Origin of the sequence: Streptomyces silvisoli (assembly GCF_029269905.1) — a bacterium.
Lineage (GTDB): Bacteria > Actinomycetota > Actinomycetes > Streptomycetales > Streptomycetaceae > Streptantibioticus_A > Streptantibioticus_A silvisoli_A.
On sequence record NZ_JARJBC010000008.1, the window covers coordinates 13,840 to 28,382 of the forward strand.

Below are 14,543 nucleotides of genomic sequence, written 5' to 3' on the forward strand. Positions count from 1 at the left end.
TCAGCTCCTGACGAAGGCGAGGGCCAAGTACTTCAGCCAGTGGCCCTGGTAGTTGAACTGCCGGTCTATGACGGTCCGCTGGGTCGCCGTGAGTCCTGACCGGGCGAACAGCTCGGTGACCGCTGACTCGGTCAGCCACCAGTTGAGCCGTCCGTCCGCCAGCGGCTTGGCCACCACCTCCGCCGTCGGGCTGAGGAAGCAGCTGACCACCCACACCCCGCCCGGCCGCAGCAGGGCACGGCCGTGCTCCACCCAGCCCGGCCACTCCTCGCGGCGCTGGTGGTGCAGGCAGCCGTTGTCCACCAGCAGGTCCACCGGGCCTTCGGCGAAGGACAGGAAGTCACCCTGCCGGAAGCGCGCGGTGCCGTGCGCGGGCCGCCGCGCGTCCCAGACGTCCAGCAGGTCGAGGCCGACCACGTCGGCGTCCAGCCGTTCGGCGAGCTGTACGGTCTGGTGCCCCCGACCGCAGCCGACGTCCAGCACCCGCCGGGTGCCGTGGACGGGCAGTGGGGCGTTCGCGGTCGAGAAGTCGGTCACCTTGTCGTTGGTGGGTGCCCCGGTCCAGGAGTCCTTGCCCGCCTGGTACCAGTGCTCGAAGGAGTCCCGTACGATCCGCCGGTATCCGGGGTAGTCAGTCTCCTGCCGCATGTGCCCACTCCTCGATCGTTCCTCGTCCGGCCACCACCGCGACCGCCTCCCGCCCGGCCGGGCCGTGGTCCAGTTCCCGTGACGCCTGGAGCCAGGCGCCCGCACCGCTGCTGGAGACCGCGAGCCCGTGCGCCGACCTCAAGTGCCGCATCGCGCGCAGCGCTTCGGGGTACGCGACGGTGCGGAAGGTGAACCGCTCCTGGTACGGGGCGAGCAGTGGTTGCAGCAGTCCGTGTCCCAGTCCCCCGGTGCCGTTCATCCGCGGTGTGCCGTCCGGCGGTGCCGGATCGCCGTACGGCGCCTCGGCCGGGAACACCGCCAACGCGCCGCAGTCCGGCCAGCGTTCGCGCAGCGCGAGGGCCGCGCCGAGCGCGGTGCCGCCGGAGCCGACGCTGGCGGCGAGTACCGCTGGTGTGACGCCCTCGGCGGCCAGTCGCTCGGCGATCTCGGCACCGGTGTGCTCGCGGTGCATGGCCGCGGCCTGCGCCGCGCAGTGCTGGAGCAGCAGATACCGCTCCTCGGCCGCGGCCACCCGCACCGCCTCGTCCAGCGCGCCCAGGAAGCCGGTGCCCGGCCGCCCGGCGGACACCTGGGCGCCGTGTCCGCGCAGCGTCCGCCGCAGGCGCTCCGGCGAGCCGTGCGGCACCACCAGACGCAGGTCGATGCCGAGCAGCGCGCAGAACTCGGCGAGCGCCAGGGCGAGGCTGCCGCCGGAGTACTCCACGATCCGCACCCTGGCCGAACCGGCCTGGGCGACCGCGGCGCACAGCAGCGCGTACGCCGTCCTGGCCTTGACCGTGCCGGCGGTGTTGGCCGACTCCAGCTTCAACCACACCCTGCCACGGCCCAGTTCGCTGGGTACGGCGGTCATCGGCGTCGCGCCCACGGTCGGGCGCAGCGCCGCCAGCTCCGGCACCAGCCGGTGCGCCGCGCGTTCCACCTCCGCGAAGGGCGCCTCGATGTCGGCCCGGCGCGGCGCCCGTTCGGCCAGCGCCCGGGCCGCGTCGGCCAACGGGCGGGCCGCTCCGGCGGTCATGCCGGGCGCTCGCTGGTCGCCAGCCGGAAGCCCACCGGATACAGCGGCCCGGGAAAGGCGCCGTGCCGCCGCCTGGTCCTGGCCAGATCGCCGAACCGGCTGAAGCTGCCGCCCCGGGCGATCCGGTAGTCGCCCACAGCCTGCACCAGATGGTCACCCACGAACGGCCCACCGGGGTAGGGCGCGTAGCGGTCGGCGACGAACTCCTCGACGTTGCCCGCCATGTCGTCGACGCCGAACGGCGAGCGTCCGGACGGGAAGGCGCCCACCGGTGTGGTGGTGTGCACCCCGGTCTCCCGGGTGTTGGCGCGGGCCGGGTCGAACTCGCCGCCCCACGGGAACTCCCGGCCGTCGCTCCCCTTGGCGGCGTACTCCCACTCGGCCTCGGTGGGCAGCCGCCACGGGTGCCCGGTGCGCCGGGTCAGCCAGGCCGCGTAGGCGTCGGCCTCCGGCGGGGAGATCCCGGCCACCGGGTGGTTGGCGCGGTCCCACGGGTAGGCGCCCAGGTGCCAGGTGCTGGGCCGGTGTTCCCGGCCGGTGTCGGCCAGGAAGTCGCGGTACTCGGCGTTGGTGACCGGATAGCGGCAGATCCAGTAGTCGTCCAGGCGCACGCTGTGCGCCGGGGTCTCCTTCTCGATCCACGACGCCACCACACCCACATGTGCCCAGGTGGCCGTGATGCGGGCGACCTCGGCCGGGTCCAGGCCCAACTCGGCGGTTCCGCCCGGCACATGGCAGGTGGCCGGGACCGGGGTGAGCCGGGGGTCGCCGAGCACCGCGAGCACGGTTCCGGCGGCGAGCCGCTCGGCGAGCGGCACCTGGGCGTCCTCCACCACCCGGGCCAGGTCGGCCGGGTCCAGGCGCGACGACACGGCGGCGGGCGGCACCCTGCCCGGTTCGGCCAGCGCGGCATGCTCCACGAAGTGCGGGGAGGTCGCGACCTCGGCCAAGGACGGGCCGGTAGCTCCGACGGGTCCCGGTGGCTTCGCCCACGCCGGGCCGCGCCGTTCGGGGTGCTCACGGTCGCGGGAGGCAGTCTCCGGTGCGAGTCCCGGACCGGCCTTGGGGCCTGGGGGCCTGCCCCCGGGAAGGTCCGCCGCGGCGGCGGGCGACGGCGCGGTCCCGCGGTTTTCGGACCCACCGCGACCGTCGCGCTCCGGAACGAGACGACCTAGTTCCACGGAACCTCTCCTCGCTGTCCGCTCAGCGTGTGGCCGCCGAGCCGGGCCTTGGCCTCCAGATAGCCGGCGTTCTCCGCGGTGAGGTGAACGCCGGTGGGCACGACCGCCGCGACGTCGATGCCGAGGGCGCGCAACTGGGCGGTCTTGTCCGGGTTGTTGGTCAGCAGCCGGATCCGGTCGAGGCCGAGGGCGCGCAGCATGGCGGCGGCGGCCGAGTAGTCCCGCTCGTCGGCGCCGCGGCCGATCCTGCGGTTCGCCTCGAAGGTGTCGATCTGCCGGTCCTGGAGCAGATAGGTGTCCAGCTTGTTGTACAGACCGATGCCGCGCCCCTCCTGGCGCAGGTAGAGCACGGCCCCGCCCTCCTCGGCGATCAGCCTCAGCGCCTCGTCCAGTTGGGGGCCGCAGTCACAGCGGGCCGAGCCGAACACGTCCCCGGTGAGGCATTCACTGTGCAGCCGGACCAGGGGTGCCCTGTCGGCCGCGGTACGGGGTGCGGGCAGTACGCAGGCGACGTGCTCGGCGCCGTCCGGCAGCCCGTGGAAGGTGACCAGTTCGGCGCGGCGGCCGGTGGCGCGGTCCAGGGTGACGCCCACTCTGGCGCGCACGGTGGCCGACGCGGAGAGCGTGGTGTCGGGGACGGTGGTGCTCATGCGATCACCATCTCGCCGTCCAGGCGGGCGGACTCGTGCGAGGCCAGCAGTTCCTGCAACCGCAGCGAGCGCACCACCCGTGTCCGGCCGGGGCCGCCGCGTTCCACGACCACCACCCGGCCGTCCCAGCCCGCGGCGGCCATGCGGTCGTCGTCCAGCCGCAGCATGCAGGACAGGCCCTGCCCGAACTCGGCGACCACCCGGCCCGAGGCGAGGGTGCCCGCGTTGTCCCGCCAGTCGACCTCCCAGGCGTACAGCCCGAAGTCGTAACTGCCCGCCAGGACCACCGGCGACTGCGCACTGCCCAGCAGGCCGACGCACTTGACCGACTCGTCCGGACCCAGCAGCGTCTGCGTCTGCCGTACGGTTCCGTCGGACGGGTCCAGCCTGCCGACCTTGACGGTGTGGTCGCGGGAGGCGCTGGCGGCCACCGACCCGCCCAGCCCGGCGACGGCGTTGACCAGGTTGCCGTGCTCCCACAGCACCCTTCGGTCGCGGAACGAGCCGATCGCGACGGTACGGTCGGTGGCCGCGGACAGGAATCCGCCGTCGGGCAGCGCGGCCAGCGACTTCACCGAACCGCCGTGCGCCTCCCATCGGTCGACCACCGCCAGGGTGTCCGGGTCCACGGCGATGAACTCGCCGTTGTAGGTCCCGGCGACCAGCAGTTCACCGTCGAGGCAGAGCGACGGCAGCGGCGCGCCCAGCTGCCCGCTGACCTTGCGGGCGCCGTCGAACGCCACCAGGTGGCCGGAGTACGTTCCGGCGTAGAGCGCACCGTCCCGCACGGCCAGGGAGAGGATCGGGCTGTCCGCTACCTGGAGCACCTCGAAGGCGTCGTCGTCCAGGCCGATCGCCATGACGGCGCCCGAGTCGCAGCCCACCAGCAGCTGGTCGCCGCGCACCGCGAGGGCGTTGGGACCGTGGGTGGGCCGGGCGGGCGCCGCGATCTCGGTGCCGCTGGCCAGGTCGAGGATGTGCGGGCCGCCCCAGAAGCTGCCCGCCGCCACCAGGCCCCGTGCGGCCGACACCGAGCGCGGCCAGACGCGGGCGTCGTCCACCCGGTGCAGTCGCTGTCCGCCCCGGTCGAAGAAGTGCAGCGACCCGTCGTACGCCCCCACCACGAAGCAGGAGTCGTCGTCCGCCCAGTCCACGGTGCGGGCGGCCGAGCTTGAGACCTCGACCGTGCGCACCAACTCCAGCCCGGCGGTGAGCAGGTCGACGGCGCCGTCGTCCCGTGCCACTGCGAGCACCTCTCCGGAACGCGACCAGGCGCAGCCCTCGATGGACGAGGCATAGCGGCGGACGAACCTGGCCCCCGGCGCACCGGGCCCGGCCAGCTCGGTGACCGCCACCATGCCGTCCTCGCCCACGGTGGCGACGGTGCCGCGCACACTGACCGAGACCATCATGCAGTGCGCCTCGTGCGAGCCCACCTCGGTCAGGAAGGCACCGGTGAGCGCGTCCCACATGGTCGCCCGGCCGTCCTCGGAGACACAGATCAGCCGCTCGCCGTCCGGTAGCCAGGCAATGGAGTTGATGTCATCGGTGTGCCGGGCGAGCACGTTCACCAGATCGGTGGAACCGTCGTCCGACACCCGCCATACCGCGACCGTCTTGTCCGCCGACGCCGTGGCCAGCAGCGAGGCGACCGCCGGGTTCCAGGCCGCGGCGTTCACCAGTCTTCGGTGCCGAAGCCGGGCCAGTGTCAGGGGATTTGACGGATCGCTGGTGTCCCATACCAGCGTGGTGCCGTCATAGGAACAGGTCGCCAGACGAAGACCGTCGCCACGCAGGGCGACGTGGGTGAGGGGAGCGGCATGCCCTGTCGAGCTGGCGGGCAGTTCGATCATGCGCATGGTGATGGCTTTCTAGGCGAAGACCACAGGACGGAAGGGGAGATGAGCTGTGCAGCGATCTCACCGAATCGTGTGGCAGCGCCGGTACGGCGAACAAAGGGCGCCGAACTACTTCGTCATATGCCAGAGAGGACACGGCCGTTCGGCCGCGCCCTCATCGCACCGGTTCCAGTCAGCGGCGGGTCGCCCGCCGCCACGGCGGGTTTCCCCGCGGGCAGGCGCGAAGCCCCGCCTTGCTTGCTCAGCGGAGCTGCTGCAGCAGTTCCTTGACGAACTTGACGGACTCCCTGGGCGGTTCTGCCTCCGCGCACAGGCGGTCCATCACACTCAGGTAGTTGTCGACCTCGTCCAGCTTGTCGAGATAGAGCGCGCTGGTGAGCTGCTCCAGGTAGACGATGTCGGGCAGGTCCGGTTCCTGGAAGCGCAGGATGGTGATCGGGCCGCCCGCCGCGGCGATTCCGCCCAGGTGGAACGGGGCGACCTGCAAGGTGATGTTCGGCAGCTCGGCCGCCTTGAGCAGATGCTCCAGCTGGGTCCGCATCGCCTCGGCGCCTCCCAGCGGACGGCGCAGCGCGGCCTCGTCCACGACGGCCCACAGCCGGGGCGCGTTGGGCGCGGTCAGCAGGCGCTGGCGGGCCATGCGCAGTTCGACCCGGCGGTCGATCTCACGCAGCGAGGCGTTCGGGTAGCCGAGCCGGGTGACGGAGCGTGCGTACTGCTCGGTCTGGAGCAGGCCGGGGATGAACTGGACCTCGTAGGTCCGGATGATCGAGGCGGCCTCTTCCAGACCGATGTGCGTCTCGAACCAACTGGGCAGCACATCGCCGTACTGGTTCCACCAGCCGGGAGTGCTCGCCTGGCGGGCCAGGGTGAGGTAGTCGGCGCGTTCCTGCTCGTCCAACACGCCGTAGAGGGTGAGCAGATCGGAGACGTCGCGCTCCTTGAAGCTCACCCGGCCGAGTTCCAGACGGCTGATCTTGGCGTGCGAGCCGCGGATCGCGTCGCCCGCCGCCTCCCGGGTGATCCCGCACTGCTCGCGGAGCCTGCGCAGTTGGGTGCCCAGCACGATGCGCAGGACGGTGGGTCCGCCCCTCGGGTGTTCGAGGTAGCGCCTTATTGACGCTTCTTCGCTCGGCCGCATCATGGCGGACATTCCAACTCTCCTGTGCGACTGGGTACTTCCCCCAAGTCTGGCATCCGCGCCGCCCTCCGGTACAGCCGTGGGCGACACGGATGCGCTCCGTGTTGATCGTCGCGGTCCGGCTCAGCCGACCAGGGAGTCGAAGTCGCCGTCCTTCGCCCCGCCGATGAAGGCGATCATCTCCTCACGGGTGTAGATCAGCGCGGGCCCTTCGGGGTGGCGGGAGTTGCGGACCGCGTACTGGCCGTCGGGCAGCGCGGCGAGTTCCACGCAGTTGCCACTGGGGTTGCTCCGACGGCTCTTTCGCCAGACCGCCCCCTCGATCCGAGTGGCCTGCACACCGTTGTCGATCTGCTGCATCCCCGTCGCTCCTTTGCCGCCGCGCACGGTGACCACCGGGTGAGCCGCGCATAACTGACGCTGCATCAACTTCCCGTGCACGTGCATCCGTTCTTGCAGATGTACTTACCGGTGTCCTTACGACTGTAATTGCAGATGTGCTTGCAGCGCCACCGCGCATCGGGGGATAGTGGACCCGGGAGGCCCGTCCGCAACGACTGCCCGAGAGGTTCCACGGAGATCGTGATGACCACACATCCGGCCGATTCAGCAGGCAACGCCGCACCCGACGGTTCCGGCAGGCACTGGCTGGCAATGGCCGCGAGGGGGGCCTTCCCGCTGGATGACAACGGCCAGGGGCCGAGTGGGTTCGCCGCCTGCGGTTTGGCCGGCGACCTCGAAGCGGCAGGCCAGGCACGCCAGTTCACCCGCTCCACGTTGACCGGCTGGGGCATGCCCGCCCTGGTGGACAACGCCGCGATCATCGTCTCCGAACTGCTGAGCAACGCCATGCGGTACGGACTGACGACATCGGCCCAACTGCCCGTGCAGCCGCACCCGGTCTGGCTCGGACTGCTGCGCCGGGGCACCACCGTGCTGTGCGCGGTGTGCGATCCCGGTACCGGCGTGCCGGTGCTCAAGGAGCCCGACTACCTCGCGGAGTCCGGGCGCGGGCTGCACGTCATCGACGCGCTCAGCGAGGCATGGGGCTGGACGCCGCCGGACCGCGGTGGAAAGGTGGTGTGGGCGGCGGTCTCGGCCGGATGAACGGTCAGAGCTTGCGGGCCACTCCCCCGTACAGCGGGATGTCGGTGGGCGACAGCGATCCTGCCTCGATGTCCCCGTCGTCCGGGCGCCAGCGCTGCACCACCTCGACGCCGGGTTCCACCAGCTCCAACCCGGCGAAGAATTCGGCCACTTCGGCCTTGCTGCGGGCGCTCACCGTGGAGCCGGTGCGCTGGAAGTCCTCCGCGATCTCCTCCAGCGCCCGCCGCTCGAAGTCATCGGTCACATGGGTGAGCGCCAGGAAGCTGCCGCTGGGCAGCGCATCGAGCAGCCGGGCCACGATCCGGTACGGGTCGCACTCCTTCGGTAACCAGTGGAGCACCGCGACCAGGGTGAGCGCGACGGGCCGGCCCAGATCGAGGGTGCGGGACAACTCGGGGTGGGCCAGTATGTCCTCCGGTCGGCACAGGTCACCGTGCAGATACGCGGTGCGGCCGTCGGGATGGCTGGTGTGCAGGGCGCGGGAGTGGGTGAGCACGATGGGGTCGTTGTCGGCGTAGACGATCCGCGACCGCGGGTCGACGGCCTGCACCACCTCGTGCAGGTTGGGCGAGGTGGGAATGCCGGTGCCGATGTCCAGGAACTGCCGAACCCCCGCCTCTTCGGCGAGATAGTGGGCCGCGCGGTGCATGAAGGCGCGGTTCTGCCGGGCGATCAGTGCGGAGTTGGGCAGGGCGAGCAGCGTCCGCTGGGCGGCCTCGCGATCCGCCGCGTAGTTGGTCTTGCCGCCGAGCAGGAAGTCGTACACCCGGGCGGCGTGCGGTCGGTCGGTGTGCAGTTCCACGGGCGCGCCCGCCCCTGACCGCATCCACTCCGGACCACGCCCCATCGCCCGCACGTCCCTTCCGCGCCCCAAGATCATGTCAACGCCCTTGCCAGGCTAGCCTGTTGGGGCGGATTCCCGCGCCCTTCAGCCGGGCTCCGGGGCGGTGATCACCCGTAGGCCGCGGTCGGTGAACTCGCGGCGGGTCTGCTCGTCGGCGCCGTCGTCGGTGATGAGGGTGTCGAACAGGTCGCAGGTGCCGATGGAGGCGAAGGCGCGCACACCGAGCTTGGACGAGTCGCAGACCACCACCGGACGGGTGGCGCGCTCGGCCATCAACCGGTTCACCCGGGCCTCGCGCTCGTCGGGCACGGTGGCACCGACCCGCGGGTCCAGGCCGTTCACCCCGATGAACGCGAGGTCCATGGTGACCTCGCGCAGTACCAGGTCACTGTAGGGGCCGACCAGTTCGTAGGAGCGGGGCTGGGCGACACCGCCGGTCAGCACGATCTTGATCTGCGGACGTACGGCGAGTTCGTTGGCGATGTTCAGGGCGTTGGTGACGACCGTCAGATGCGGATCGGGACCGGCCTCCGCCAGGTCCGGGCGGCTCGCCAGGGTGCGGGCGATCTCGGTGGTGGTGGTGCCGCCGCTGAGGCCCACCACGCTGCCGCGCGGCACCATGGCGCTCGCGGCCTGGGCGATCCGTCGCTTCTCCGCGGCGCGTTGGCTGCCCTTGTAGCGTATGGGCAGGTCGTAGGCGACGGAACTGAGCACCGCACCACCGCGGGTGCGGGTCAGCAACTGCTGTTCCGCGAGGGTGTCCATGTCCCGGCGTACGGTGGCGGCGGACACACCCAGCTGCGCGGCGGCCTCCTCGACCCCCATCTGCCCTCGCTGGCCGAGCAGTTCGAGCAGGGTGGTCAGTCGTTCGTGCCGCAAGTTCGCCTCCCGCGGGGTTCGGGGTGATTGCTTTCTGGGGGCAGGCCCTCAGACCCCTTGCATTCTCGGGCAAGCCCCCGGGCCCCTTCCGCGCGGGTTCGCGGTGGTGCGGGTGGTCGGGGGTCAGCTGGGGATGGGCTCGGGCGCGGGGGTGGTGATGACGCGCAGCAGGTCGGCCGCCGCCTCCGTGACCGCCTCGCGGGCCGGGCCCACGTACTTGCGGGAGTCGACCAGGGCCGGGTCCCCGGCCAGCCGTCGCCGTACCTCGGCGGTGAAGGCGGCGACCAGGTGGGTGGAGACGTTGATCTTCGTCATCCCGGCCGCGACGGCCCTGCGGATCTCCTCGTCCGGCACGCCCGACGAGCCGTGCAGCACCAGCGGCACCGGCAGCCGGTCGCGCAGCCTGGCGATCAGTTCCTTGTCGAGTTCCACGGTGCGCTCGCGCATGGCGTGCGAGGAGCCGACGGCCACCGCCAGCGCGTCGACTCCGGTGGCGCGCACGAACGACAGCGCCTCGTCCGGATCGGTCCTGGCGCCCGGTGCGTGCACTCCGTCCTTGCCGCCCACCTCCCCCAACTCGGCTTCCACATAGACCTTCCGGTCATGGCACCAGGCGGTCAGCTCACCGGTCGTCGCCACGTTGCGGTCGTACGGCAGTGCCGAGGCGTCCACCATGACCGAGCCGATGCCCGCCGCGACGCCCTCGCGCAGCAGCGCCGGATCGGTGATGTGGTCCAGGTGCACGGCGATGGGGGCGCTGCTCGCCTCGGCCAGGGCCAGCGTGGCCCGGGCGAGCGGCAGCAGGCTGCCGTGGTAGCGGACGCAGTTCTCGCTGATCTGGAGGATCAGCGGCGCTCCGGCGCGCTCCGCCGCGGCGACCAGCGCCTCGGCCGTCTCCAGGTGCAGTACGTTGAAGGCGGCGGCGCCGCTGCCCGCGGCGACGGCGTCCCGCATCACGGACGCGGTGGTTGTCAGCGGCACGGCACGGTCCTCTCCGAGTTGTCCGTCAGGTTCTCGCGATCACGCGTTCAGGATGACGGACCGGGTCAGCGCGCGCGGCCTGTCGGGATCGAGGCCGCGGGACCTGGCCCGCTCCAGCGCCACCCGCTGCACCAGCGCCAGTTCGGCCAGCGCGTCCCGGTCGTGGTGCACGAACAGCGCGCCGGTACGTCCCACGTCCGCCGCCAACTCGCCGCTTTCGGGGCCGAGCACCCAGGTGACCCGGCCCGGTGCGGCGATGGCGATCGGGCCGTGCCGGTACTCCAGCAGGGGGTACGCCTCGGTCCAGCTCTGCGACGCCTCGCGCATCTTGAGCGCGGCCTCGTTCGCCAGACCGTACGTCCAGCCGTGGCCCAGGAAGGTGAACTGCTCGGCCTTCACCCATGCCGGGTCGATCGGCTGGCGCAGCGCGTCCGCCACATCGCGTACCGCGCCGTCCACATCCTCGCCGAGGTGGCGGCGGAGCAGCAGCAGCGCGGAGGTGGCGAAGCGGGTCTGCACCACCGACTTCTCGTCGGCGAACGGCAGCCCCACGACGGTGTCGCACACCTCGGTGATGGGGGTGTGCTGGTCGCCGACGACGGCGACGGTGCGGGTACGTCCCTTCAACAGGCCCATCAGCCGCAGCAGTTCGGTGGTGGTGCCGGAGCGGGTGATGGCCAGCACGGTGTCGTAGCCGCGGCCGACGAACGCCTGGCCCGCGGCGAACGCCTCCGAGGCGGCGAAGGCGTCGGTGACACCGTGCCCGGCGCGCTCGCGCAGCGCCGCGTAGGACTGCGCCATGAACCACGACGTACCGCAGCCGACGACGGCGACCCGCTCACCGGGGGCGGGCAGCGGGACGTCGGCGGCGGCGATCTCGGCGGCATGCCGCCATGCGTCCGGCTGGCTGTCGATTTCCTGCGCCATGTACTCGATCGCGGCCATCGATCCTTCTCTCCGGCTCTGAGTGATTTCTGATGCGCGAAGTAGGCGCACTTCGATCAGCATCGCGCAAGAGCGGCCGTCTGTCCACGTTCCCCCGACCCAGGGGCCGGATGCGGCGAGCCTGTTGACAGATGCTCAGTAGGGCCTGGATATTTGCAAAATCGATCAGCACAACCCCCAAAACCAATCACGGTGGTTGCCGCTATGCCTCACCTGCCCCAGGTGTCCCCCACTGCCGCGCCGCGCTCCGGCGCCTACCGCACCGGTCGGCTGATCGCGCTGACCGGCGCCCTGGTGGGGGTGATCTACGGCTATGACACGGGCAGCATCTCGGGTGCCCTGGTCTTCCTGAGCAGGGACTTCCACCTCGGCTCCACCGAACAGGGCCTGGTCAACAGCGTTCTGGTGGTGGGCTCGATCCTGGGGGCGGTCGCGGGCGGCCGGATCGCCGACGCGTTGGGCCGCCGTAGGACGATGGTGCTGGTGGCCGCCGCCTACGCGGTGTTCGTCGCCCTGTCCGCGTTCGCGCCCAACGTGGCCGTGCTGGACGCGATGCGCTTCCTGCTCGGTGTGGCGATCGGCGTGTGCATCGTCGCGGCACCGCTGTACATCGCCGAGTCCACTCCGGCCCGTATCCGGGGCGCCGCGACCGCCACCTACCAGGTGGCCTGCGTCGCGGGCATCACCATCACCTACTTCGTCAACTGGGGCCTGGCGGACGGCGGTCACTGGCGGTGGATGCTCGGTCTGTCCGCCGTCCCCGCCGCGCTCATCGCCGTTCCGCTGCTGCTCCTGCCGGACACCCCGCGCTGGTACGTGCTCAGGGGCCGGGACGCGGAGGCGGTGCGGGTGCTGCGGCTGGTCGACCCCGATGTCGACGCGGAGTCGGAGACCCGGGCCATCGCGGCGGAGATCCGCCAGGAGCGCGGCGGGCACGGCGGCCTGGCAGCCATGTTCCGGCCGCCGTACGCCCGGGCCACGGTGTTCGTGCTGGCGCTGGGCTTCTTCTGCCAGATCACCGGCATCAACGCGGTCACGTACTACAGTCCCGAGATCTTCCAGAAGATGGGCTTCACCGGCAGCGGCCAGAACTTCCTGCTGCCGTCCATCGTGGAACTCGCCTCGCTGGTGGCCACCGTGCTGGCGCTGTTCATCGTGGACCGGTTCGGGCGGCGGGTGGTGCTGTTCTGCGGGATCGGCACCATGCTGGGCGCTCTGGTGGTGCTCACCGCCGTCTTCGGGCTCACCTCGCTGCACGGGGCGGCGACCTGGGTGGGCTTCACCGCGCTGCTGCTGTTCACGGCCGCGTTCAACTTCGGCTTCGGCTCGCTGATCTGGGTCTACGCGAGCGAGGCGTTCCCGTCCCAGCTGCGCTCCATGGGCGCCTCGGCGATGCTCACCGCGGACCTGGTGGCGAACTTCCTGATCGCGCAGTTCTTCCCGTCGCTCATCGACCGGGTGGGCGCCACCTGGACGTTCGCGGGCTTCGCGGTACTGGCGCTGCTGGCCATCGTGTTCGTGGCCCGGATGGCGCCGGAGACCAAGGGGCGGCGGCTGGAGGAGATCCAGTCGTACTGGCGCAACGGCGGCCGGTGGCCCTCGGTCGACCGGTCAGCCGACGCTCTGGCGGCGGCGGTTGGCGCCGCGCGCCGGGGCGAGGGCTAGCAGCTTCTTCCCGGGGGTTCTCCCCGGCTCCCGTTTTCCGAGGCCTTCGCCCCTTCCGGGGCTTCGGTCCCCGGCCCTTCCCTCAACCGGAGGTTGTCATGTTCGCGAAAATAGCGGTAGCCGCCGCGCTCGCGCTCGTCACACCCGCGGCACTGCCCAGCGCCCCCGCCGCGCACTCCAGCGGCTACCAGGGCCTGGCCGCCACACCGCCCATGGGCTGGAACGACTGGTCGTACTACCAGTGCGGCATCAACGAGAAGCTCATCCTGGACCAGGGCAGGGCCCTGGTCCGCAGCGGGCTGGCCGCCAAGGGGTACAACACCGTCACCACGGACGACTGCTGGATGACCAAGGACCGCGACGCCTCCGGCAACCTCGTCTCCGATCCGCAGAAGTTCCCGGACGGCATGGCCTACGTCGGACGCCAACTGCACGCCATGGGGCTGAAGTTCGGCATCTACGAGGACGCCGGCACCCAGACCTGCGGCGGCTACGCGGGCAGTTGGCAGCACTACGACGCCGACGCCAGGCTGTTCGCCAAGTGGGGCGTCGACTACCTCAAGCTCGACGGCTGCAACGTGCCCTCCGTTCCCGGCCAGTCCGACGAGGAGACCTACCGTCAGGCGTACGCCGGAATGAGCCGGGCGCTGCGCGACAGCGGCCGCAGGATCGTCTTCTCCGAGTCCGCCCCCGCGTACTTCCAGGGCACCTCCGACTGGTACACGGTGCTCGGCTGGGTGGCCAGGTACGGCAACCTGTGGCGCGAGGGCACCGACATCGCCCTCGGGCAGGAGAGCGGCGCGGCCAAGTGGAGGAGCTTGCTGGGCAATTACGACTACAACGCGCCGCTGGAGAAGTACGCGGGCCCCGGGCACTGGAACGACCCGGACTTCCTGCTGGTCGGCGACCGCGGCCTGACCGCCGACGAGTCGCAGACGCAGATGACGCTGTGGGCGGAGATGGCCGCACCGCTGATCAGCAGCACCGACCTGACCAGGCTCTCTGCCCAGGCGCTGGCGATCCTCGGCAACCGCGACATCATCGCGGTCGACCAGGACCGCCTGGGCGTACAGGCCACCAGGGTGGTGCACACCGACACCCATGACGTGCTCACCAGGCCGCTGGCGAACGGCGACCGCGCCGTGGTCTTCCTCAACCGCGGCGACACCCCGCTCGCCATCAGCGCCCCGGCCAGCGCCCTCGGCTTCGGCAACGCCCAACACCTGTACGGCAAGGACCTGGTGACCAAGCGCACCAGCCGGTACGGCGGTTCGGTCACCGTCCAGGTCAGGCCGCACGCCACGGTGATGCTCCGGCTGCACGCGTCCTGAGCGCGCACGGGTCCCTGGGCGCGGCCGCGCCCAGGGACCCGTGCGGGCCACCGGTGCTGCCGCCGCCGGATCCGCGTTCACGCGTGGGGGGATCGGCGGGTCCCGACGACGGGCGCCGGCTGCCTGCCACCACCGACCGGGCCACCCGTCGGCTGGCGTTCCACCCTCCCAGCACCCGCCCGCGGCCAACACCCACCGCTCGACGGGGAGCGCACCTCCTACCGGAGGTACCCGATCAGACCTGGGAACGAGGGCCTGACGGCCATGTCACCCGGC

Annotated in this window: 14 protein-coding genes; 3 read left to right on the forward strand and 11 right to left on the reverse strand. The window is 71.5% G+C overall.

The features are described 5' to 3' along the window. The 7 genes from P3G67_RS14720 to P3G67_RS14750 all read right to left on the reverse strand — a co-directional run bounded on the left by P3G67_RS14720 (nucleotide 1) and on the right by P3G67_RS14750 (nucleotide 6,875). A complete protein-coding gene (locus P3G67_RS14720; protein WP_276093892.1) occupies nucleotides 1-648 on the reverse strand; it encodes a class I SAM-dependent methyltransferase in 648 nt (215 codons plus the stop codon). Next, nucleotides 632-1,684: a PLP-dependent lyase/thiolase gene (locus tag P3G67_RS14725; RefSeq protein WP_276093893.1), complete on the reverse strand. Its 1,053-nt coding sequence runs from the start codon at nucleotides 1,682-1,684 to the stop codon at nucleotides 632-634. The genes P3G67_RS14720 and P3G67_RS14725 overlap by 17 nt, the downstream gene beginning before the upstream one ends. Next, nucleotides 1,681-2,634 carry a formylglycine-generating enzyme family protein gene (locus P3G67_RS14730; protein WP_276093894.1) on the reverse strand — a complete coding sequence of 318 codons (954 nt, stop codon included), beginning with the start codon at nucleotides 2,632-2,634 and terminating at the stop codon, nucleotides 1,681-1,683. Before P3G67_RS14730 ends, P3G67_RS14725 begins: the two co-directional genes overlap by 4 nt. Before the next feature lie 221 nt (nucleotides 2,635-2,855). Beyond that, a complete protein-coding gene (locus P3G67_RS14735) occupies nucleotides 2,856-3,515 on the reverse strand; it encodes a GTP cyclohydrolase II (RefSeq protein ID WP_276093895.1) in 660 nt (219 codons plus the stop codon). Beyond that, nucleotides 3,512-5,368: a WD40 repeat domain-containing protein gene (locus P3G67_RS14740; protein ID WP_276093896.1), complete on the reverse strand. Its 1,857-nt coding sequence runs from the start codon at nucleotides 5,366-5,368 to the stop codon at nucleotides 3,512-3,514. Before P3G67_RS14740 ends, P3G67_RS14735 begins: the two co-directional genes overlap by 4 nt. 247 nt (nucleotides 5,369-5,615) lie before the next feature. After that, nucleotides 5,616-6,527, reverse strand: coding sequence for a helix-turn-helix domain-containing protein (locus tag P3G67_RS14745; RefSeq protein WP_276093897.1), 912 nt, complete (start codon nucleotides 6,525-6,527; stop codon nucleotides 5,616-5,618). Between the two features lie 111 nt (nucleotides 6,528-6,638). Next, nucleotides 6,639-6,875, reverse strand: coding sequence for a DUF397 domain-containing protein (locus P3G67_RS14750; protein WP_269859317.1), 237 nt, complete (start codon nucleotides 6,873-6,875; stop codon nucleotides 6,639-6,641). Between the two features lie 225 nt (nucleotides 6,876-7,100). Between P3G67_RS14750 and P3G67_RS14755 the strand changes: the two genes are divergently transcribed. Continuing rightward, on the forward strand, nucleotides 7,101-7,622 hold the full coding sequence (locus P3G67_RS14755; protein ID WP_269859316.1) for an ATP-binding protein: 522 nt from the start codon (nucleotides 7,101-7,103) through the stop codon (nucleotides 7,620-7,622). A gap of 4 nt (nucleotides 7,623-7,626) precedes the next feature. Here the strand turns inward: P3G67_RS14755 and P3G67_RS14760 are convergent, their stop codons facing one another. The 4 genes from P3G67_RS14760 to P3G67_RS14775 all read right to left on the reverse strand — a co-directional run bounded on the left by P3G67_RS14760 (nucleotide 7,627) and on the right by P3G67_RS14775 (nucleotide 11,271). After that, a complete protein-coding gene (locus P3G67_RS14760) occupies nucleotides 7,627-8,469 on the reverse strand; it encodes an SAM-dependent methyltransferase (protein ID WP_276093898.1) in 843 nt (280 codons plus the stop codon). An 81-nt stretch (nucleotides 8,470-8,550) separates the two neighbouring features. Next, nucleotides 8,551-9,345 (reverse strand): DeoR/GlpR family DNA-binding transcription regulator, encoded by a 795-nt coding sequence (locus tag P3G67_RS14765; RefSeq protein ID WP_276093899.1) that lies wholly within the window; start codon nucleotides 9,343-9,345, stop codon nucleotides 8,551-8,553. Nucleotides 9,346-9,468: 123 nt separating this feature from the next. Continuing rightward, nucleotides 9,469-10,326: a class II fructose-bisphosphate aldolase gene (locus P3G67_RS14770; protein ID WP_269859313.1), complete on the reverse strand. Its 858-nt coding sequence runs from the start codon at nucleotides 10,324-10,326 to the stop codon at nucleotides 9,469-9,471. A gap of 39 nt (nucleotides 10,327-10,365) precedes the next feature. Beyond that, nucleotides 10,366-11,271, reverse strand: coding sequence for an SIS domain-containing protein (locus tag P3G67_RS14775; RefSeq protein ID WP_276093900.1), 906 nt, complete (start codon nucleotides 11,269-11,271; stop codon nucleotides 10,366-10,368). Nucleotides 11,272-11,475: 204 nt separating this feature from the next. Between P3G67_RS14775 and P3G67_RS14780 the strand changes: the two genes are divergently transcribed. Both P3G67_RS14780 and P3G67_RS14785 read left to right on the forward strand, forming a co-directional pair. Continuing rightward, nucleotides 11,476-12,936, forward strand: coding sequence for a sugar porter family MFS transporter (locus P3G67_RS14780; protein ID WP_276093901.1), 1,461 nt, complete (start codon nucleotides 11,476-11,478; stop codon nucleotides 12,934-12,936). Nucleotides 12,937-13,034: 98 nt separating this feature from the next. Next, on the forward strand, nucleotides 13,035-14,267 hold the full coding sequence (locus tag P3G67_RS14785) for a glycoside hydrolase family 27 protein (protein ID WP_276093902.1): 1,233 nt from the start codon (nucleotides 13,035-13,037) through the stop codon (nucleotides 14,265-14,267). Nucleotides 14,268-14,543: the final 276 nt, after the last annotated feature.